At 70.4% G+C, this 20086-nt stretch carries 20 protein-coding genes; 11 read left to right on the top strand and 9 right to left on the bottom strand.

Features of this window, described 5'->3' with window-relative positions:
- Positions 1-44 precede the first annotated feature (44 nt).
- The 3 genes from MKL09_RS18920 to MKL09_RS18910 all read right to left on the bottom strand — a co-directional run bounded on the left by MKL09_RS18920 (position 45) and on the right by MKL09_RS18910 (position 2854).
- Entirely contained in the window at positions 45-359 is a 315-nt protein-coding gene (locus MKL09_RS18920; protein ID WP_244022646.1) for a plasmid stabilization protein, read from the bottom strand.
- Positions 360-412: 53 nt separating this feature from the next.
- Positions 413-2389 (bottom strand): AI-2E family transporter, encoded by a 1977-nt coding sequence (locus tag MKL09_RS18915; RefSeq protein ID WP_244022644.1) that lies wholly within the window; start codon positions 2387-2389, stop codon positions 413-415.
- An 84-nt stretch (positions 2390-2473) separates the two neighbouring features.
- A complete protein-coding gene (locus MKL09_RS18910; protein ID WP_238287748.1) occupies positions 2474-2854 on the bottom strand; it encodes a response regulator in 381 nt (126 codons plus the stop codon).
- A 240-nt stretch (positions 2855-3094) separates the two neighbouring features.
- On the opposite strand from MKL09_RS18910, the gene MKL09_RS18905 reads away from it, so the two are divergent.
- Positions 3095-3742: a glutathione S-transferase family protein gene (locus MKL09_RS18905; protein WP_244022643.1), complete on the top strand. Its 648-nt coding sequence runs from the start codon at positions 3095-3097 to the stop codon at positions 3740-3742.
- A gap of 6 nt (positions 3743-3748) precedes the next feature.
- Here the strand turns inward: MKL09_RS18905 and MKL09_RS18900 are convergent, their stop codons facing one another.
- Positions 3749-4666 (bottom strand): pyridoxamine 5'-phosphate oxidase family protein, encoded by a 918-nt coding sequence (locus MKL09_RS18900; RefSeq protein WP_244022641.1) that lies wholly within the window; start codon positions 4664-4666, stop codon positions 3749-3751.
- A gap of 8 nt (positions 4667-4674) precedes the next feature.
- On the bottom strand, positions 4675-5301 hold the full coding sequence (locus MKL09_RS18895; RefSeq protein WP_244022639.1) for a glutathione S-transferase family protein: 627 nt from the start codon (positions 5299-5301) through the stop codon (positions 4675-4677).
- 97 nt (positions 5302-5398) lie between these two features.
- Between MKL09_RS18895 and MKL09_RS18890 the strand changes: the two genes are divergently transcribed.
- From MKL09_RS18890 to MKL09_RS18880, 3 genes are all read left to right on the top strand, one after another.
- Positions 5399-6298 carry a LysR family transcriptional regulator gene (locus MKL09_RS18890; protein ID WP_244022637.1) on the top strand — a complete coding sequence of 300 codons (900 nt, stop codon included), beginning with the start codon at positions 5399-5401 and terminating at the stop codon, positions 6296-6298.
- 174 nt (positions 6299-6472) lie between these two features.
- Positions 6473-7384 carry an amino acid ABC transporter substrate-binding protein gene (locus MKL09_RS18885; RefSeq protein ID WP_244022635.1) on the top strand — a complete coding sequence of 304 codons (912 nt, stop codon included), beginning with the start codon at positions 6473-6475 and terminating at the stop codon, positions 7382-7384.
- 78 nt (positions 7385-7462) lie between these two features.
- Positions 7463-8707 (top strand): MFS transporter, encoded by a 1245-nt coding sequence (locus MKL09_RS18880; protein ID WP_244022633.1) that lies wholly within the window; start codon positions 7463-7465, stop codon positions 8705-8707.
- Positions 8708-8716: 9 nt separating this feature from the next.
- Here the strand turns inward: MKL09_RS18880 and MKL09_RS18875 are convergent, their stop codons facing one another.
- Together MKL09_RS18875 and MKL09_RS18870 are read right to left on the bottom strand one after the other, a co-directional pair.
- Complete coding sequence (locus MKL09_RS18875; protein WP_244022631.1) at positions 8717-9958, bottom strand: NAD(P)/FAD-dependent oxidoreductase; 1242 nt, start codon at positions 9956-9958, stop codon at positions 8717-8719.
- Positions 9955-10896 (bottom strand): LysR family transcriptional regulator, encoded by a 942-nt coding sequence (locus MKL09_RS18870; protein ID WP_244022629.1) that lies wholly within the window; start codon positions 10894-10896, stop codon positions 9955-9957. Before MKL09_RS18870 ends, MKL09_RS18875 begins: the two co-directional genes overlap by 4 nt.
- A 182-nt stretch (positions 10897-11078) precedes the next feature.
- On the opposite strand from MKL09_RS18870, the gene MKL09_RS18865 reads away from it, so the two are divergent.
- The 6 genes from MKL09_RS18865 to MKL09_RS18840 all read left to right on the top strand — a co-directional run bounded on the left by MKL09_RS18865 (position 11079) and on the right by MKL09_RS18840 (position 17831).
- Positions 11079-12134, top strand: a complete 1056-nt coding sequence (locus MKL09_RS18865; RefSeq protein WP_244022628.1) for a class 1 fructose-bisphosphatase — start codon at positions 11079-11081, stop codon at positions 12132-12134.
- A 22-nt stretch (positions 12135-12156) separates the two neighbouring features.
- Entirely contained in the window at positions 12157-13017 is an 861-nt protein-coding gene (locus MKL09_RS18860; RefSeq protein WP_244022626.1) for a phosphoribulokinase, read from the top strand.
- Positions 13018-13287: 270 nt separating this feature from the next.
- Entirely contained in the window at positions 13288-13695 is a 408-nt protein-coding gene (locus MKL09_RS18855) for an NUDIX domain-containing protein (RefSeq protein WP_244022624.1), read from the top strand.
- Positions 13696-13778: 83 nt separating this feature from the next.
- The gene (rpe, locus tag MKL09_RS18850) at positions 13779-14465 is read left to right on the top strand and encodes a ribulose-phosphate 3-epimerase (RefSeq protein WP_244022622.1); all 687 of its coding nucleotides are present in this window, start codon (positions 13779-13781) and stop codon (positions 14463-14465) included.
- Positions 14459-15208, top strand: coding sequence for an HAD-IA family hydrolase (locus tag MKL09_RS18845; RefSeq protein WP_244022620.1), 750 nt, complete (start codon positions 14459-14461; stop codon positions 15206-15208). The genes rpe and MKL09_RS18845 overlap by 7 nt, the downstream gene beginning before the upstream one ends.
- Before the next feature lie 571 nt (positions 15209-15779).
- Complete coding sequence (locus tag MKL09_RS18840; RefSeq protein ID WP_244022618.1) at positions 15780-17831, top strand: methyl-accepting chemotaxis protein; 2052 nt, start codon at positions 15780-15782, stop codon at positions 17829-17831.
- A 14-nt stretch (positions 17832-17845) separates the two neighbouring features.
- Here MKL09_RS18840 and MKL09_RS18835 read toward each other — a convergent pair whose 3' ends face one another.
- Positions 17846-18016, bottom strand: a complete 171-nt coding sequence (locus MKL09_RS18835; protein ID WP_244022616.1) for a hypothetical protein — start codon at positions 18014-18016, stop codon at positions 17846-17848.
- Between the two features lie 180 nt (positions 18017-18196).
- On the opposite strand from MKL09_RS18835, the gene MKL09_RS18830 reads away from it, so the two are divergent.
- Entirely contained in the window at positions 18197-18943 is a 747-nt protein-coding gene (locus MKL09_RS18830) for a YebC/PmpR family DNA-binding transcriptional regulator (protein ID WP_244022614.1), read from the top strand.
- Here MKL09_RS18830 and MKL09_RS18825 read toward each other — a convergent pair.
- Complete coding sequence (locus tag MKL09_RS18825) at positions 18940-19926, bottom strand: alginate O-acetyltransferase AlgX-related protein (protein WP_244022612.1); 987 nt, start codon at positions 19924-19926, stop codon at positions 18940-18942. The genes MKL09_RS18830 and MKL09_RS18825 overlap by 4 nt on opposite strands.
- Positions 19927-20086: the final 160 nt, after the last annotated feature.

Here is a 20086-nt window from a genome sequence, read left to right as displayed (position 1 = left end):
TCAATTTGGCGGACGCTGGCCGTGGCATCCGACCGGACATCGTATCACGCCCTCGCCGCAGCATTCGCCTTCCGCGTCGCCGCCGCCTTCTTGGCCGAGGCCGAGCGCTGCTCCGGCGTCCGCCCGGCGGCGGCCTTGCCCCCGGCATCGCCGCCCTTGTGGGCCGCCGGATGGCCTGTGGCCTTGCCGCGGCCGGAACCGCCCGGCTTCTTGCCGCCGCCGTCGTCCTTGTTGACGGTGGCCCAAGCCCGCGCCTCGGCCTCCTCCTCCGGCACGCCGCGCGCCTCGTAGGAGTCGGCGATGTGCTCGGCCTTGCGCTTCTGCTTGTCGGTGTATTTGGACTTGTCCCCTTGCGCCATCGCGGATCTCCCAGGTCTTCCGCCTACTCCCGTCGAGCCCGATCCCCGTCCGGCTACGCCGCCGCCGTGCGGACGGCGCCGGGCAGGGCCTTCACGGACGTCTGAGCGATCCGCGGCGGCGCCGGGTCGCGGCAGGCGGTGAGGACCGCCGAGAGCGCCTCGTTCAGCGAGGTCACCAGAAAGTCCGCCGAGGTCGCCCGGCGCAGGCGGTCCAGGGTAGCCGGGTCGCGCTCGCGCCAGAAGCCGACCAGGATGCGCACGCCCGGAACGGCGGCGCGGGCCTGCCGCACGGTGAAGCGGATTTGCGACAGGCTGACCGGCTCCAGATACGAGAAGCAGATCAGCGCGAGCCCGGCCGGGTTGTCCGGCCGCTCGCCGGCGCGGATCGCGGCCATCGACAGGGTCTGCGAGGCCAGCCCGTGCCGGGCCAGGATCTGGCTGAGCATCAGCGTCGCCGCCTCGTCGAACGGGCCGCGGCTCGACACGCACAGCACCGGGGTCTCGCTCCGCCAGGCCGGGACGAGCTCTTCACGCGCCAGCACGATGCCGGCCACCTGCCGGTCCGGACCCACGGCCGCGAGCGCTGCCGCGGTCTCGGTATCGGGCGAGGAGCGCGTCGATCCCCGCCAGGTCCGCCGCGCCACCGGGGCGGTACCGAGCCGCGCGACGACGGTGCGGATCGCGGTGCCGACCTCGTCCTGGCGGGCGCGGTCCAGGGTGCCGCGGGAGAGGTCTTCCTGGGCGAGCAGCAGCCCCGCCAGCGCGACCTCGTCGTAATAGGTGACCAGCGCCCGCGCCTTGAGGAACTGCCAGCCCTGGTCGATCGCCTCGGCCGGATCGCCGGCCAGCATGCGCTGGTAGAAGATCTCGGGGGGCGCGAGCGCCGGCCGGTCGCCGAGCAGCACGTCGAGATACCAGAGCCGCTCCACGTGCCGGCCGAGCACGACCAGGCAGACGGTGAGCGGGGTGGCCAGCACCAATCCGATCGGACCCCACAGGAACGTCCAGATCGTCGCCGCCAGGATCACGGCGATCGGCGACAGGCCGGTGGAGTGCCCGTAGAGCAGCGGCTCGACGACGTGGCCGGCGATCGGCTCGACCACCAGGAACAGGGCCGCGGTGGCGATCACCATGCCCCAGCCGGGATCGACCGCGGCGGCGAGGATCAGCGGCAGCAGGGCGCTGATCGCGGCACCGATATAGGGTACGAAGCGCAGGATCGCCGCGAGCACGCCGAACAGCGTCGGGCTCGGCACGCCGATCAGCCACAGGCCGACGCCGATCACCACCCCGAAGGCGATGTTCAGGGCGAGCTGGGCCAGGAAGAATCGGCTGAGCCGGCCGGTGGCGTCGTCGATCGCCGCCGTGACCCGGCGCAGGTCGCCGGAGCCGCCCGCCAGCCGGATCGCCCGGTTCCGCAGATCCTCGCGCTGGAGCAGGATGAAGATCGTGAAGATCAGGATCAGGCCGGTGGTGGCCAGCGGGTGCAGGATCGGTCCCGCGAAGGTCTGGAACGTCTCGACGACGCTCGCCCGGGCCGGGCTGATCTCCACGGTGAGCGGATGCGTGCGGGTCCCCGGCTCGCCCTTGACCTCGATGGCCGCCGGAGGCTGCAGCGTCGCACTGAGATCCTGGACCATGTCGACCATCCGCGACAGGGTTCCGGCCCCGGCGGTGGCGCCGCGCAGGTCCTTGATCTTGGTGCTCATCACCTGGGTGTAGCGCGGCAGGTCGGCGGCGAGCTGCGACGCCTCGGTGGCGATCAGGCTGCCGATCCCGAACAGGCCGCTGAACACGATCACCACCACCAGCAGGACCGCAGGCGCCCGCGGCACGTGGATCCTGCGCAGGATCCGAACCGCCGGCACCAGGACGAAGCTCAGGAGGATCGCCAGGGTGACCGGCACCAGGATGTCGCGCCCGAAATACAGGGCCGCCATCGTCGCGATGACCAGGAGGACCGAGGCCAGCGCGACGATGACCGGCAGACCCTCCCGCAGGCGCTGGGCGGTGACGGGATCCTCACTCACGAACGGCTCCACTTTCTGGGTACTGGGCCGTCCGCCACGGCAATACGGCTCGCGGACTCGAGACGGCAGCGATCCTGGCCAGCCTCAGCCCGCCTGTGCGGTCTCGCCCAGGGCGGCGCTGATCTGGCTGAGCAGCTTCGAGAAATCGACCGGCTTGGGATGGTAGTCGTCGCAGCCCGCCTGGATCGCCTTGTCCCGGTCCCCGGACATGGCGTGGGCGGTGAGCGCGATGATCGGGATCGCCCGCGTGTCCGATCCGGATTTCAGCGCGCGCGCCGCCGACCAGCCGTCCAGCACCGGCAGGTTCATGTCGAGCAGGATCACGTCGGGCTGGCCCGACCGGGCCTGGCGGACGCCGGCCTCGCCGTCATGGGCCAGGATCACCTCGTAGCCGCGGCGCTTGAGGCGGCGGGACAGGAAGTCCCAGATCTCTTCATGGTCCTCGACCAACAGTATCTTCGCCATCAGAACTCGAATCCCCGGGTCGCGTCGCGCCGGCCGGCACCCCAACGCGCGGCAACGCACAAACGCCCAACGTCCCTGCCGCGATTCCGGTCCCGGCGGAAGAGAACGTCCCGTACAGAACGGCAACGGCCGGGCCGGGATGTTCGATCGGGCCCGACCGCTGCGCTGCACGATTGACCCGGATCGTCGGCGGGCCGAAGCGTATCGCCGCGCAATTTATAGATTGTCGGAGGATGCCGCATGGCGAATACGCCGGAGATCGCGTTCTACCACGCACCCAATACCCGCTCGACCGGGGTCCGCGTGCTGCTGGAGGAACTCGGCGCGCCGCATCGCCTGCACGTGCTCAACATGCGGGCGGGCGAGCACCTCGGGGACGCCTATCGCGCGATCAACCCAATGGCGAAGGTGCCGGCGATCCGTCACGGCGAGGCGCTGGTGACCGAGCAGGCGGCGGTCTACCTGTATCTCGCCGATCTGTTCCCGGAGGCCGGCCTCGCGCCGGCCCTCACCGATCCCGCCCGGGGGACGTATCTGCGCTGGATGGTGTTCTACGGCTCCTGCTTCGAGCCCGCGGTGATCGACCGCCATCTCAAGCGCGAGCCCGGGCCGCGGGCCATGTCGGCCTATGCCGATTACGACAGCGTGATCGCGCGGATCACCGAGGCGCTCAAGCCGGGGCCGTACCTGCTCGGCGACCGTTTCAGCGCCGCCGACATCCTCTGGGGCAGCGCGCTTGGCTGGACGATGGGCTTCGGTCTGGTCGCCCCCGATCCGGCGCTGTCGGCCTATGTCGAGCGCGTCCGCGACCGCCCGGCGTTTCAGCAAGTGGCCGCTGCGGATGCCCGGCTTGCTCAAGAGCACGAGGCGGCTGCCGGCGTGGGTTGAGCCACATCAGGCCGCGCCGGCTTCGTCCCAGATGCCGATGCGCGCGAGTTGCGGCGCCGGCTCGGGCGCGCTCCAGCGCAGGGGGACGGACCCCCGGCGTCGCCAGCCGCCCGTCACTGTGAAGGACCAGGACCGCTGTGCGCCCTGGAGCCCCGCGGCCCCCGTCCAGTCGATCTCGGTGCGGCCCTGGAGGACCAAGACATCGCCGCTGGCGAAGTCGAGGAGCAGCAGCGCCGCGCGGGGCTCGCCGATCAGGTTGCCGAGCGTGTTGAAGTAGCGGTTGCCGGAGAAATCCGGCACCGTCAGCACGTCGCCGCGGCGCCGGACGAAGCCCGGCCGCCCGCCCCGGTGCGAGATGTCGGCGCCGCCCTCCCGGAGGCCGTCCCGCGACCGGGTCGCCACGAACAGCGTGTCGGCGGCATCGATCAGCGCCCCGGCCTCCGCATCGAGCGACGACAGGATCTCGGTCGGCCCCGGCCGGCGCGGCGCCGGCTCGACCGCGCGCCGCTGGATGTATTGCGGGCAGTTGCCGAAGCTCTGATCGACCGCCACCGTCAGGCCGTCCCGGTCGCGGTGCACGATCCGGCCGTTGGCACGATTGCGCCGCCGGGTCGCCAGGTCGATGCCCAACATCCCGGTCTCGGCACCCGGCACGAGGAACTCTGCCGCCGGGTCGGCGGGGTCGAGCGCCGCGGCGATGGCGAGATGCGTCGCGTCCGGGCTGTGCACGAAGCCGGGGGGCCCGGTCAGCAGGGACGCGATCGGCGCGCCGGACGCGTCCGCGGTCCCGATGAGGAGATAGGGCAGGCCCGCGAAGAACAGGCGGTGCTGCTCGGGCATGAACGGCCGGATCGCCGGGGTCTCGCCGAGAACGTGGCCGGCATGGGCCTGGGCGATCAGTTCGTCTGCGTGAAAATCGGCCATGGCACACCTCACGCCGGTTCGGGGATGGGCGAGGCCGGCATCGGGATGAATCCCGGCAGGGCCTCCACCCGGGCGATCCAGGCCCGCACGGCCGGGTAGGGGGCGAGCGAGACGCCGCCCTCGGGAGCGTGGGCGACGTAGGAATAGCAGGCGATGTCGGCGAGCGTCGCCTGCTCGGCGGCGAGATACCGGTGCTCGGCCAGGTGCCCGTCCATGAAGGTCAGGATCCGCGCCGCGGTGGCGTGCACCGTCGCCCGGTCGGCGCTCGCGCCGAACACCACCATCAGCCGGGCCAGGGCCGGGCCGGTGCGCACCTCGCCGGCGGCGATCGAGAGCCAGCGCTGGACCGCTGCGGCGGCCAGCGGATCGGCCGGCATCCAGCCGCCGTCGGGCGCGTAGCGCGCCGCCAGGTAGACCAGGATCGCGTTGCTATCCGGGATCACCGCCGTGCCATCGGTCAGCACCGGGATCTGGCCGAGCGGATTGAGGCGCCGGAAGTCGTCGGCCGCTCGCTGCTCCGCGCTGGCCACCTCGACGAAGCGGTAGGGCAGCCCCAGCAGCGACAGGAACAGTTCCGCGCGATGCGAATGGCCCGAGAGGCGCAGGCCGTAGAGGGTCAGGGCGGGTTCGGACATGCTCGGGGTCTCCAGCGAGGCCCGAATATGGCTGTTGCAAACGAGGACGATAATTCGGACTTTGTGGGAGTCAGAATTTCATATTCCGAAACGATCCATGGACCGCCTGGACGAACTCGCCCTCTTCGTCGCGATCATCGATGCCGGCAGCCTCGCCGGAGCCGCGCGCCGATCACGCCGCTCCGCCGCCGCCGCGACCCGGGGGCTCGCCAGCCTGGAAGCGCGGGCCGGCACCCGCCTCGTCGAGCGCACCACCCGGCGCCTCTCCCCGACTCCGGCGGGGCTCGAACTGGCCGAGCGGGCGCGCGGCCTGCTGGCGGGTTACGAGGCGGCCGTCTCGGGGGCGGCGGGCGATGCGGTGCGCGGCCTCGTGCGGGTCACCGCCCCGGTCCTGTTCGGGCGCAAGCATGTCGCGCCGGTCGTGTCCGGCTTCCTCGATGCCTACGCGGAGGTGCAGGTCGAGCTGGTGCTCGCCGACCGCAACCTCGACCTCGTGGAGGAGGGCATCGATGTCGCCCTGCGGATCGGGCACCTGGCGGAATCGCGCCTGGTCGCGCGCCGGGTCGGGCAGGTACGCCGGGTCGTCGTGGCAAGCCCGGGCTACCTCGCAGCGCAGGGCACGCCCCGGACGCCCGCCGACCTGGCCGACCACGACACCATCCTGGGCACGGTCCACGCGAACGTCCGCGAATGGCGCTTCGGCACCCAACGCGTCCGCCTCGCCCCGCGCCTGATCGTCAACGAGGTCGAGGCGGCGCTGATCGCGGCCCGGGCCGGGCGCGGCATCGCCCGGGTGCTGTCCTACCAGGCCGCCGAGGACATCGCGGCGGGCCGCCTCGTGCGCCTGCTCGCCGGGCACGAGCCGCCGCCGGTGCCGGTCCAGCTCGTCACCCCGAGCCAGGGGCTCCGGCCGGCCCGGGTGAACGCGTTCCTCGACTATGCCACCGAAGCCTTGCGGGCTTTGCCGGTCCTGCACGCCGCGCAACCGGAGGCATGATTGGTATTCCGGCGGTCAATTCGGTCGGGAATCGGTCTTCATCGCGCCGTTCGGCATCATCGCGGCCGGACTCTTGCTGAGGGATGACAGGATGCCCGATCCGGCGCGCGATCGGGCTCCCCGCCGTCCAGTTCGGCCGGCGCCCCGATGCGCGACCACGGAGCCCGCCAGCCCATGCGCCTGCTCACCCCGATCCTCGCCGTGCTGCTGGCGGCGCTGCCCCCGGCGGCCCGGGCCGACGCCCTCACCGGCACCCTCAAGAAGATCAAGGACAACAACCGGATCGTGCTCGGCGTGCGCGATACCGCGCCGCCGTTCAGCTACCTGGACCAGAACCAGAAAGTGGTCGGCTTCGCGGTCGATATCTGCCTGAAGATCGCCGACGCCGTGAAGCGCGAATTGAAGATGCCGGGGCTCGAAGTCGCGATGGAGTTCGTGAACTCCTCGTCCCGCATCCCGCTGATGACCAACGGCACCACCGATCTCGAATGCGGTACCACGACCAACAATACCGAGCGCAAGAAGCAGGTCGCCTTCACCAACACCCACTTCCTCACGGCGACCCGGTTCGTCTCCCGGAAGGATCAGAAGATCGGCAGCCTGGAGGATCTGCGCGGCAAGGCGGTGTCGTCGGTGGCCGGCTCGACCAACATCCTGATGCTGATCAAGGCCAACAACGAGCGCAAGCTCGGCATCAATGTGATCTCGGCCAAGGACGTGCCGGAGGGCTTTCTGCTGGTCGAAACCGGCCGGGCGGCGGCCTTCGTCATGGACGACGTGCAGCTCAGCGTGGTGGCCGCGCAGTCCAAAGATCCCGCCGCCTACGTGATCAGCCAGGAAACCCTGTCCAATCCGGAACCCTACGGGATCATGCTGCGCCGGGAGGACCCGGACTTCAAGGCCGTGGTCGATAAGGCGACCGCGGACCTCTACCGCAGCCCCGAGATCAAGACGATCTACGAGACCTGGTTCCTCAAGCCGGTGCCGCCGCGCGGGCTGACCTACAACATCCCCCTGTCCTCGGCGCTCCGCTGGGCGTTCGAGAACCCGAGCGACAATTCGGATCCGGCCTTCTACGCGCACTGACCCGGATGGGGTTCCGCTCCGGCCGCGGAGATGCGATGCCGCGGGACTAGAGTCCCGCCCGCCGCGCGAACCCGCTTCATGCTCGACAGACAAGAGCCGGCCCTCACGCCGTCCGCGACCCGTGCGCCGGAGCCGGCCACCGCCTCGATCCCGCGCCTGATCGTCGTTCTGGCCTGCGCGGGGTTCGGCAGCACCTTCGCGCTGCGCTCGGTCGAGCCCCTGGTCGGCGTGCTCGCCCGGGACCTCCGCAGCGACGCGCACACGGTCGCTCTGCTCTCCACCGCCTTCGCGCTGCCCTACGCCTTCATCCAGCCGGTGCTCGGCCCGGTGGGCGACGCGCTCGGCAAGGAGCGGGTGATGAGCGTCTGCCTGGCGGTGCTGGCCGGCGCCCTGGTCCTGTGCAGCCTCGCCCCCGATATCGGCAGCCTGTTCGGCCTGCGGATGCTGGCCGGGGCGGCGGCGGGCGGCTGCATTCCGCTGTCGCTCGCGCTGCTCGGCGACCGGGTGCCGATGGATCGGCGGCAGGTGGCGATCGGGCGCTTTCTCGTGGCGGTGATCCTCGGGCAGCTTACCGGCTCGACCTTCGCGGGTCTGATCGAGTCGGCGATCGGCTGGCGCGGCGTGTTCGCGGTTACGGCGCTGGTGGCGGCCATCGCCTGCACCGCGACGGTATTCGGCTTCGACCGCACCGGCCGCGCCCCGGCCCGTCGCCCGGCCTTCGGGCAGGCGGTGGGGCGCTACCGGACGATCCTGGCCAATCCGCGCGCCCGGGTCCTGTTCTCGGCGGTGTTCATCGAGGCGATCGCGATCTTCGGCGTGTTCCCGCATCTCGCCCCGCTGATCGAGGCCCGCGGCGAGGGCGGCCCGCGGGAGGCCGGCCTGGTGCTCGCCGGCTTCGCCATCGGCGGCCTGCTCTACTCGGCCCTGGTCGGGCTGCTGGTGCGGCTGCTCGGCATGCCCCGGATGCTGATCGGCGGCGGCCTGATCTGCGGCGCCTCGCTGACCGTGGTCGGGCTGGCCGGCAGCTGGCAGGTCGATTGCGCGGCGCTCACCGCCATGGGGCTCGGCTTCTACATGCTGCACAACACCTTCCAGACGCAGGTGACCGAGGTCGCGCCGACGGCCCGCGCCTCCGCGGTGGCGCTGCACGCCTTCTCGTTCTTCTGCGGCCAGGCGCTGGGGGTCGCGGTGCTGGGTCAGGCCCTGCTGCAGCTCGGGCAGTTCGGGGCGCTGGCGGCCTGTGCGGTCACGATTTTGGGACTTGGGATCGCCACGGCGGTGGCCCTGCAGCGGCCGGGGCCGAAGATCACCTTCCAGGATTGACGGCCCCGCTCAGGGCCGCGCCATCGCCAGGGCCTTGAGGTCGAAGCCGGGATCGCCCGCCTGCTCCGGGGTGAGCGGCGTGCCCGCCGCCAGCAGGCGCCGGGCGATCATGTGGTCGGCTGCCCGGTCGACCGATTCCACGGCGCTCAAAGCGCCATCCCGGAAGCGGAACACCGAGAACGCCGCGCCGGAGCCCCGGACGACGCTGGCATCGCCGGGACCGGACAGGCCGGCGATCTGAAGCTTGTGCGGGCCCTGGTCGCTCCAGAACCACGGCAGCGCCCCGTAGGCCGCCGGCTTGCCGTTGAGGCGTGCGGCGAGGCAGCGGCCCTGATCGATGGCGTTCTGCACCGACTCGATCCGCACGGTGCCGTCCGGGCTGAGTCCGTGGGCGAACGGGCTCGGGAAGCGCACGCAATCGCCGATCGCCGAGATCGCCGGATCCGGCGTCGCCAGGAAGGCATCGACCCCCACGCCGTCCTCGGCCGGGAGGCCGGCCTCGGCGGCGAGTTCCCGGTTCGGCAGCACGCCGATGCCGATCAGGATGAAATCGGCCGCGAGCTCCCGTCCGTCGGCCAAAACGATGCCGGTGGCACGGCCATCCCGCCCGGCGATCGCCGTCACGCCGGCCCCGAAGGCGAAGCGCACCCCCATCGCCTCGTGGGCGGCGCGGAAAAACTGCCCGATCTCCGGCGAGACCGCCCGGGCCATCGGCCGGTCGGCCGCCTCGACCACGGTCACCGATAGGCCGCGGGCCGCGGCCACGGCGGCGAATTCCAGCCCGATGAAGCCGGCGCCGACCACGACGATCGCCTTGGCCTCGCCGAGCGCCACCCGAAGCGCGTCGGCATCGGCGAGGCCGCGCAGCTGCTGCACGTTCGGGAGATCCGCCCCCGGTACTGGGAGCGGCCGGTTGCGCGCGCCGGTGGCGAGGACAAGGTGATCGTAGGCGAGGCTTTGGCCGTCCGAGAGAAGCAGGCGCCGCCCGGCCCGGTCGATCGCGACGGCGCGGATCCCCGGCCGGTGGGTGATGGCATGCTCGGCGAAGAAGCCGGGCTGGCGCAGGAACAGGCCCTCGGCGTCGGTCTTGCCGGCGAGATAGGCCTTGGACAGGGGCGGCCGCTGGTAGGGCAGGGCGGTCTCGTCGCCCACCAGGGTGATCGGGTCCCGAAACCCGCCCTCGCGCAGGGAGGCCGCCAGCTGGAAGCCCGCCTGGCCGGCGCCGGCGACGACGATGCCGGCCGCGCTCACGCCTTGGCCCCGACGACCTCGGGCAGCGTGACGCCTGGCAGCATGCGCGCGCCGTCGCTCATCAGGTAGGACCAGACCGCGGAGGCGGCCGGACCCAGCACCTTGTCGGCCCGGCGCACCGCGTACCAGTCGCGCCGGATCGGCAGGCCCTTCACGTCGAGGAGGGCGAGGCGGCCGCTCTCGACTTCGGCCGCGACGGAATGCACCGACAGGAGTGCGATGCCGAGCCCGGCCATCACCGCCTGCTTGATGGTTTCGTTGGAGCCGGTATCGATGTCGAGCAGCGCGCGCTTGACCAGGATACCGCTCATGAACTCCTCGAAGACCGTGCGCGTGCCGGAGCCCTCTTCGCGGAAGAAGAACGGCTGGTCGGCCAGGTCCTCGCGCAGGAGCCCGGTCCGGCCGGCGAGCGGGTGGCTCGGGGGCGCGATCAGCACCAGCGGGTGCGGACCGAAGGTTGCGGCCTCGATCGGAAAATCCCGGGGCGGACGGCCCATCACGGCGAAGTCGATCTCGTAGCCGCGTAGCGCCTCGACGGTCTGGCCGCGGTTGCGCACCGACAGGCTGATCTCGACCCCGGGATGCTTCTTGACGAAGCCGGCGATCACCTGGGGCGCGAAGTACTTGGCCGTCGAGACGACGCCCAGCGCGACGCGCCCGCCCTCGGCGCCACGTAGGGTCCGCAGCCGGTCGGTGCAGGTCTCGAGCACGGTGTTGATGCTGTCGATCGCCCAGAGCATCTCGCGGCCGGCATCGGTGGGCTTGAGGCCGCCCGGCGTCCGGTCGAACAGCAGCAGGCCGGCCTCCTCCTCCAGCTGGCGGATGCGCGCGTAGAGGGCGGCCGAGGTGACGTTCAGCTCCTGGGCCGCCCGGGTCATGGTACCCAGGCGGGCCACCGCCGCCACCGCCTGGAGCTGCTTGAGGGAGAGGTTGCGCATGGCGGAGGTCTCGTTTTTTTTGTCCTATGACACAAGATCCCCCGGAAATCTTGAGCGTGGCGTCTCCGGTTGTTGTCGATCGGGGGGCGCTGCCCGCTATCATGGTGATAGAGGGGTCGCTACAGACCCGGCGCGGAACGCGCGATCCCGGCAGGCGGGATCCGAGCAGGAGAGATAGGCCGATGGCAATTTCAGTAGCGATCGGGACGCCTCTCGAGACCTGCCTGGCGCAGGCGGTCGCGGCCAACCCGGCGTTGGCGGATGCCGCCGCGGTGATCCGTGCGATCGCGGGCTCGGCGGTGGAGATCAGCGCGCTGATCGGGCGCGGCGCGCTCGGCGGCGACCTCGCGGCGGCGGGCGAGCACAACAGCGACGGCGACGTGCAGAAGGCGCTGGACGTGATCGCCCACGAGAGCGTCACCGCCGCCCTGCAGGGCGCCCCGGTGGCCGAGGTCGCCTCCGAGGAGGCCGAGGAGGTGATGCGGCTGAACCCCGACGCGCCGCTGGCGGTCGCCATCGACCCGCTGGACGGCTCGTCCAACATCGGCGTCAACATGGCGGTGGGGATGATCTTCGGCATCCGGCCGTCGATCAAGGATCCGGCCAACCCGCTGGCCTCGTTCACGACCCCGGGCACCGCCCAGATCGCCGCCGGCTTCGTGACCTACGGTCCGGCCACTGCGCTGATCCTGACGCTGGGCGACGGCACCCAATCCTACGTGCTCGATCGCACTGACGGCGTGTTCCGCCTGACCAGCCCCGCCATGACGGTCCCGGCCTCGGCCAAGGAATTCGCGATCAACGCCTCCAACGCCCGGCACTGGGACGCCCCGGTGAAGGCCTATATCGAGGATTGCCAGCGCGGCACCGAGGGGCCGCGCGACAAGGACTACAACATGCGCTGGCTCGCCTCCCTGGTGGCCGACATCCAGCGCGTGCTGACCCGGGGCGGCGTGTTCCTGTATCCGGGCGACGCCCGCAAGAACTACGCCCGCGGCCGCCTGCGGCTGCTCTACGAGGTCGCCCCGGTGGCGATGCTGATCGAGCAGGCCGGGGGCGCGGCCTCGGACGGCCAGACCCGCATCCTCGACCTGGTGGCGACCGGGATCCACGAGCGCGCGCCCCTGGTCTGCGGCTCCACCGAGGAAGTCGATTGCGTGGCCGCCTACTATGCCGGCGGCAAGCCCGATGCCGGCCGCTCGCCGCTGTTCGGCCAGCGCGGGCTGATGCGGTCGTAAACGCAACGCGAAGTCCAAAACGATGTCGGCGCGTCACCCCATCATCTCGGTGACCGGCTCCTCCGGGGCCGGCACCACCTCGGTGCGCAACACCTTCGAGCAGATCTTCCGCCGGGAGGACGTGCGCGCGGTGTTCATCGAGGGCGACGGCTTCCACGCCTTCGACCGGGATACGATGCGGGCCATGATGGCGCGCGAGCCGACCCTGTCGCATTTCGCGCCCCGGGCGAACCTGCTGCCCGAGCTGGAGGCGGTGTTCCGCAGCTACGCCGAGGACGGCACCGGCCGGACCCGCCACTACGCCCACGACCAGCACGACGCCCGGGCCTACGGCATCCCGGAAGGCAGCTTCTCCCCCTGGGAGGCGTTCCCGCCGGATTCCGACCTGCTGTTCTACGAGGGCCTGCACGGCTGCGTGGCCGACCCGGATGTCGACATCGCCCGCTACGCCGACCTGAAGATCGGCGTCGTGCCGGTGATCAACCTCGAATGGATCCAGAAGCTGCACCGGGATCGCTCGTTCCGCGGCTATTCCACCGATGCGGTCACCGACGTGATCCTGCGCCGGATGCCCGATTACGTGCAGACCATCTGCCCGCAATTCTCGTTCACCGACATCAACTTCCAGCGGGTGCCGACCGTCGACACCTCGAACCCGTTCATCGCCCGCTGGATCCCCACCGCCGACGAGTCGATGGTGGTGATCCGGTTCAAGGACCCCAAGGGGATCGACTTCTCCTATCTCGTCTCGATGATCCACGACAGCTTCATGAGCCGGGCCAATTCCATCGTCATCCCGGGCGGCAAGCTCGACCTCGCCATGCAGCTGATCCTGACCCCGATGATCATGCAGCTCGTGGAACGCCGCCGCCGGCTGGCGTGAGGTTTTGGGGATTGGGTTTTCCCGCTCGCAGGAAGGGTTTGGGGTGGTTCATCCTGCCGCCGTCCTGCGCTGATCGCTCAGCCGATCATTCCACGCCGTCGTTGCGAGCGCAGCGAAGCAATCCAGGGCAGCGTGCGCTCCCAAAACGTGGCGGATCACTGGGTTGCTTCGCTGCGCTCGCAATGACGATCCGGGTCGCCAGCACTGGCGACTCGGTCCGCCGCGTGGCACCAGCAAAATCCCAAGATAAAGAGATGTCGGATCGTGCAGGTGGAGCCACGAGTCGGATGCGGGGCCGCCATCGTCGTCGATGGCCGCATCCTGCTGTTGCGCCGGAGGACCGAGCCGGAGGCCGGGCATTGGGGGCTGGCCGGCGGGAAGGTCGACCTGTTCGAGCCCGTGGCCGATGCGGTGAAGCGCGAAGTCGCCGAGGAACTCGGCATCGGGATCGAGCCGATCACGCTCCTCTGCGTGGTCGATCACATCGATGGCGAGGCCGGCATCCACTGGGTCGCGCCGGTCTACCGGGTGGAGGCCTATTCGGGAGCGCCCCGAGTCGTCGAGCCGGACAAGCACGACGGGCTGGACTGGTTCGACCTGGAGTCACCGCCGCGGCCCCTGACCCTCGCGGCGAAGACCGCCATCGCGCTCATCCGACAGGCCGACACGCAGGGGTAGGAAGAGCCGGCGAGGCGACGTAAATGGGTCGACCCTCATCGGCCTTCAGCGCCCGCCCCGGCCCGCCCGATCCCGGATATCCCATGCTGCCTCCCGTCATCGCCCCGTCGATCCTGTCCGCCGATTTCGCCCGCCTCGCTGAGGAGACCCGCGCGGTGGACGCGGCCGGCGCCGACTGGATCCACCTCGACGTGATGGACGGCCACTTCGTGCCCAACATCACCTTCGGCCCCCCGGTGGTGAAGGCGCTGCGCCCGCACACCGACAAATTCTTCGACGTGCACCTGATGATCGCGCCGGCCGACCCGTATCTCGCGGCCTTCGCGGAGGCCGGGGCCGACGGGATCACGGTCCACGCCGAAGCCGGGCCGCATATCCACCGCTCGCTCCAGACCATCCGCGACCTCGGCAAGCGCGCCGGGGTGGCGATCAATCCCGGCACCCCCGCCGCTCTGGTCGAGCCGGTGCTCGACATCGTCGATCTGGTGCTGGTGATGACCGTCAATCCCGGCTTCGGCGGCCAGAAGTTCCTCAAGAGCAGCATGGAAACGGTGGCGCGGGTGCGGGCCATGGTGGCAGGCCGCGATATCCGCATCCAGGTCGATGGCGGCGTCGATGCCGAGACCGTGAAGGCGGCGAGCCGCGCCGGCGCCGACACGTTCGTGGCCGGCAGCGCCGTCTTCAGCGGCGGGCCCGACGCCTATGCGGAGCGCATTGCAGCGATCCGGGCCGGCGCGGAGGGCGCCTCCGGTCGCGATCTCTCGTGCTGAAGGCGCTGATCTTCGACGTCGACGGCACCCTGGCCGAAACCGAGGACCTGCACCGGCAGGCGTTCAACCGCGCCTTCGCGGAACTGGACCTGCCCTGGCGCTGGGACCCGGCGCTCTATGCCGATCTGCTCACCGTGATGGGCGGCAAGGAGCGGCTGACTCATTACATCGACACGCATCATCCGGGCGAGGCCGCCTCCTTCCAGGCGCGGGCGCCCGAGATCCATGCCCGCAAGACGATCGCGTATGGCGACCTCATCGCCGAGAACGGGCTGCCGCTGCGCCCGGGGATCGCCCGGCTGATCGGCGAGGCCCGGGATGCCGGCCTCCGGCTCGCCGTCGCCACCACCACCAGCCGGCCCAATGTAGACCGGTTGCTGGCGGCCCATTTTGCGGCCTCCGACGCGCCCTTCGACGTGATCGCGGCCGGCGACGAGGCCGAGCGCAAGAAGCCCGCCCCCGACGTGTTTCTGCTGGCATTGGACCGTCTCGGGGTGTCGGCCTCGGAGGCCGTGGCGTTCGAGGATTCCGCCGCCGGCATCGCCTCGGCCCGTGCCGCCGGCCTGCCGGTCCTGGCGACACGAAGCCGCTACACCGCCAGCCACCGGCTCGACGGCGCTTTTTCCGCAGTCTCGGATCTCGGCGAGCCGGGCCATCCGCACCGGCACCTCGCCGGGCTGGCTTGGCCGGACAATGTGGTGACGCTGGCGGCCTTGCAGGATTGGCACGCGGGGCTGCGCTGAGCGGCTGCATCGCGGGGAGCAAGCCCGCGATATGGATCTCTGGCCCGCCTAGCCCTGCACATCCATGCCGCCGGTTTGGCAAAGGCCTGAGACGCCGAGACCTGACGACGCGGCCGCCGCGCCGGTGGCCCACATGCGCTTCGAGGATCGCTGGCGGGTTCCGGGCCGTCGCGAGGCGCGACGTGTCCCGAACAAACCCCGCTGTGCCTTTCCGGCGGGCGGCACTTCTCGACGTGAGGCTTCGCGAGGGCGTCCAGGCCGGACGCACAAGGCTCTGAGTCGGTGGTTGTCCATGGCCGCGGTCTCCCGCTCTGCTTGACGCATCGATCGCAAGATATATCGAATGCAGATCTGCGTGTTTGGAGATTTTATAGGGTAAAAACAATAATAAAGTAGTAAATATCTACATACATAGAGTGTAGATTTGTATTTATCGTTCGATGATTATGATAATCATGGATAAAAACAGTGGTTTTGCTTCGGATCTAAAGGTATCACGCCGCCTAAGAAATGCTGGTGGTCGATTGTGTTTAGATTTTCAATTCGCTTTATAATTGTCGCGATCGTCGCCTTGGTCAGTGCCACGGCGATCGGCCTGGCGGCCTTGCAGCTCGTCCGAAGCAAGGCGCGCTCGGATCTGGCTGACCAAGTCGCTGCCTACATGGCCATCGACCGCAATCTCTTCACAAGCCTGACGCAGCTCCGGATCGAGCGCGGGTGGAACATGACCGCGCTGTTGGAGGAGCCTGACGCCAACCGCATTCATCGGCAGACCGCCCTCGATGGCCGCCAGGCCTTCGACGCGGCCCTGGACGGCGCGCTGGTCGACCTGGGAAGCGTGCCCGATGCCGCTCTGAAGGCCAGGGGCGTCGCGTTGCAGTCCCTCTTGGAGACGTGGCGGCGGCTGCGTCCGGCCGTGGACCCGGCCCTCGATCAGCCACTTGCCGCTCGGGATCCATCCGTGCGCAAGCAGCTGGACGAATTCGGCGGTCGCTTCCTGATTGCACTGGAAACGGCCTCCGATGCGACCGAGAAGCAGATTCAGGCCCTCGACTTCGCCTTCGGCAGCTTCCTCGACGCCCGGGCGGCGATCTGGCTCACGCGGACGAGCAGTGGCCGCGGTGCCGCTCTCGTGAGCGCGCTCCTGGCGGGCGGCCGTGCCGCCACGCCCGCGGAATGGATGCAGCTGAACATGGCCGACACGCAGGCTCTCACGGCCTGGCAGATCGCCGCGCGCACCATTAAGATCGGCGGCTTCGATGCCGCCGTGCGAGAGGTGTATGACAGGGCCAACACCATCTATTTTGGCGGGCGCATGGCCGAGAACCGGCAGGCCATCGTCGCCGCCGTGTCGGAAGGGCGTAAAATTTCGGTCCCGAACGCGGAGTGGGATACCGGGGTCGTCACCGGCCAGAAAGCGGTGTCGGACGCGGCGATCGCGGTCATCGCCTCCGCGGTCGACAAGACTCGGGCCGCGGCCGCCGAAGCCCGCCGGGATCTCATCCTCGCCATCGTGGCCATCGTGCTGGTGGCCGGTCTCGCCGTGGCGGCGATCCTGATCGTGCAGTTCCGTGTCGTGCGGCGGATCCTCGGGTTGGCCGGGACCATGCGGCGACTCGCCGAGGGCGCGATCGACACCCCCGTGCCGGGCACGCGGGAGACGGACGAACTCGGGTCCATGGCCGGGGCCGTGCAGGTGTTCAAGGACAACCTGATCCGGACGCAGGCCCTGGAGGCGGAAACGGTCGAGGCCCGGCGGCTCGCTGAGGCGCAGCGCCTGGCCGCGATGCACCAGATGGCCGACGCGTTCGAGCAGGCGACCAGCGGGATCGTCGGCACGGTCTCGGCCTCGGCCGGGGCGTTGCAGGCCACGGCGCAGACCATGGCGTCCACCGCGGCCGACACCGCGGAGCGGTCGACCACGGTGGCGGCCGCCGCCGAGCAGGCCGCATCCAATGTCGGCACCGTGGCGGCCGCGGCCGAGGAGCTGGGCGCCTCGGTGCAGGAGATCGGCCGGCAGGTCTCGGGCTCGGCCGATCTGGCGCGGGCCGCGGTCGGCGAGGCGGATCAGACAGCCGCGCTCGTGAACGCCCTGACCGCGAGCGTGGCCAAGATCGGCGAGGTGGTCGGGATGATCTCGGGCATCGCCGCGCAGACCAACCTGCTGGCCCTCAACGCCACCATCGAGGCTGCCCGGGCCGGTGACGCCGGGAAGGGCTTCGCCGTGGTGGCCGCGGAAGTGAAGGCGCTGGCCGACCAGACCGCCAAGGCCACCGACGAGATCGGCCATCAGATTGGTCAGGTGCAGGGTGCGACGGGCGAGGCCGTGTCGGCGATCGGGCAGATCGCCGCTCGCATCCGGGAGATCAGCACCGTGTCCGCCTCGATCGCGGCGGCGGTCGAGGAGCAGGACGCGGCCACCCAGGAGATCGTCCGCAATGTCGGGCAGGCGGCCTCCGGCACCGGCGAGGTGACGCGCACGATCACGGGCGTGGCCGGGGCGGCGGAGAAGACCGGGGCGGCGGCGGGCGAGGTCCTGGGCTCGGCCTCAGAGCTGTCGCGCCAGTCCGAGCAGCTCACCGCCGAGGTCGGGCGCTTCCTGGCGACCGTCCGGGCGGCCTGAGGCGCGACACGGTCTTACGAGCCTGCGCGCGGCCGCCGCGCCGCCGGTCGGCCCTGCGCCTCGGTGGCTAACAGCATCGTGCCGGCGGCCATTCCGAGGAGCGTAGCGATTCCGAGCTTGAGCCAGCGCCGGTCGGCGGCCTGGGCCGGCGTCACGCCTGCGTCGTGTTCGGTCCGGCTCGGCATCGGGTTTCCAGCTGACATGTCCCCAGCCAACGCCCAGTGACGGCAAACTTTCCGTCAGCGCGACGATCGGCGGCCGCGTTGCTTCGTCGGAAGCCGGCGGCCTATAACGCGGCGACCTCACAGCCGCGACGGCGGGGTCCCGGATCTCCGCCCTCGCCAACGAACAAAGTCTCACGCAACATGGCAGGCCATTCGCAGTTCAAGAACATCATGCACCGGAAGGGCCGGGTGGACGCGGTCCGCTCGAAGGTGTTCGGCAAGCTCGCCCGCGAGATCACCGTGGCGGCCAAGCTCGGCACGCCCGACCCGGCCATGAACCCGCGCCTGCGCGCGGCGATCATCGCGGCCCGGGCCGAGAACATGCCCAAGGACAATATCGAGCGCGCCATCAAGAAGGCGGCCGGGGCGGATGGCGAGAACTACGAGGACATCCGCTACGAGGGCTACGGCCCCGGCGGCGCCGCGCTGATCGTCGAGGCGCAGACCGACAACCGCAACCGCACCGCCTCGGACGTGCGCTCGGCCTTCACCAAGTCCGGCGGCAGCCTCGCCGAGACCGGCGCCGTGGCGTTCATGTTCGACCGCGTCGGCGTGATCGGCTTCCCGGCGAGCGTCGCCGATGCCGATACGATGCTGGAGGCGGCGATCGAGGCCGGGGCCGACGACGTCAGCTCCGGCGAGGACGGCCACGAGGTCGTCTGCGCTCAAGAATCCTACGGCGAGGTCGCCAAGGCCCTGGAGGCCCGGTTCGGCGAGCCGACCCGCACCGGCCTGGTCTGGAAGGCGCAGAACACGATCGATGTCGACGACGAGACCGGCGAGAAGCTGATCCGCTTGGTCGAGGTGATCGAGGACCAGGACGATGTGCAGCACGTCTACGTCAACTTCGCCCTGTCCGAGGCGCTGATGGCGAAGCTCGAAGGCTAAATGCCTGCCAGCTCGGCGCCGAACCGCTCCTGCACGTAGGCATCGAGCGAGAAGCCGTCGTCGGGCAGCTGGGCCATGAACCGCTCGGCCACCTCGGTCAGGACCAGGTCCGGCTTGGCCCGGTCGATATAGGTCCAGTCGAGCGACGTGTTCCAGACGAAATGCACCTCGCGGAAGGTCTCCGCGAGCAGGATCGTCAGCATGTACGGCATGACGTGCGAGAACGAGTCGCCGAACAAAGCCAGCCGGCGCGGGTCGCTCGCCGTGGCGTTGCCATAGACGACGTTGGCGCCGACATGGAGCGTGTGCAGCAGGCCCGCCTTCTCGCGCGCCGCGACGATCGGGCTGGCATAGGTCCGCACGGCATCCTGCTGGATCCGGTAGGCCCGTGACGGCGCCCGGCGGGGCGGGTCGAACGCGCTGCCGAGGTCGCCGTCATGGTCGATTTCCGTGAAGGGCCGGTCGCGGAGATCCGCCCGCGGCTCCGCCCCGAAGGCCCGGCAGATCTCGGCATAGGCCAGGTAGCAGCCGTCGAAACTCCAATGGGTGTCGGTCCGGCAATAGAGGTCGGTCGTGTCCCGAGCGGCGCGCATCGGCGTGACCAGGTCGATGCAGGTCTCCCGCCAGCGCTTGCGCCGCCGCCAATCCGCGTAGAGGCCGGTGAGGCCCCGTCGCCAGGGGCTGCCGAGCGGCGGCTCGGCGTGGAGCAGCCGGTAGGCCGGTGAGGCGGACGGCGCGATGGCGAGGCCGTCGAGGTGGTTGTCGTAGATCAGCAGCTTGTCCGGCGCGACCACGTGGCGGTAGCGGATGCCGAGCGCCCGCAGCCGCCGCTCCCGGGTCGCCACGAGGCTGCGCCAGGCCCAGATCAGGTCGGTGGTCTCCTCCGGCCGCTCGAACTGCCCGAGGATGTCGTTCGTGCCGGTCTTCAGGAACAGCCAGCCGTCCCGCCCGACATGGATGTGATCGGTGTTGCTCGACGCCATGACGCACTCAGGAAGGGATCGGGAATTCGGCAGCAAGGCGCGGGATGCGGCCGCGGCCGCGGGACGGCAGGGTGACGGACATCCGATATACGTAGCCGGCAGGTCCCGTCATGTCCGTCTCCGCCAAGCCCCTCCCCAACGCGCCCGCCGCGCCGCATAG

The organism is Methylobacterium sp. J-048 (assembly GCF_022829515.1).
GTDB lineage: Bacteria > Pseudomonadota > Alphaproteobacteria > Rhizobiales > Beijerinckiaceae > Methylobacterium.
The sequence above is the reverse complement of the archived record's forward strand: the minus strand, read 5'-3'. Positions and strand labels throughout refer to the sequence as shown.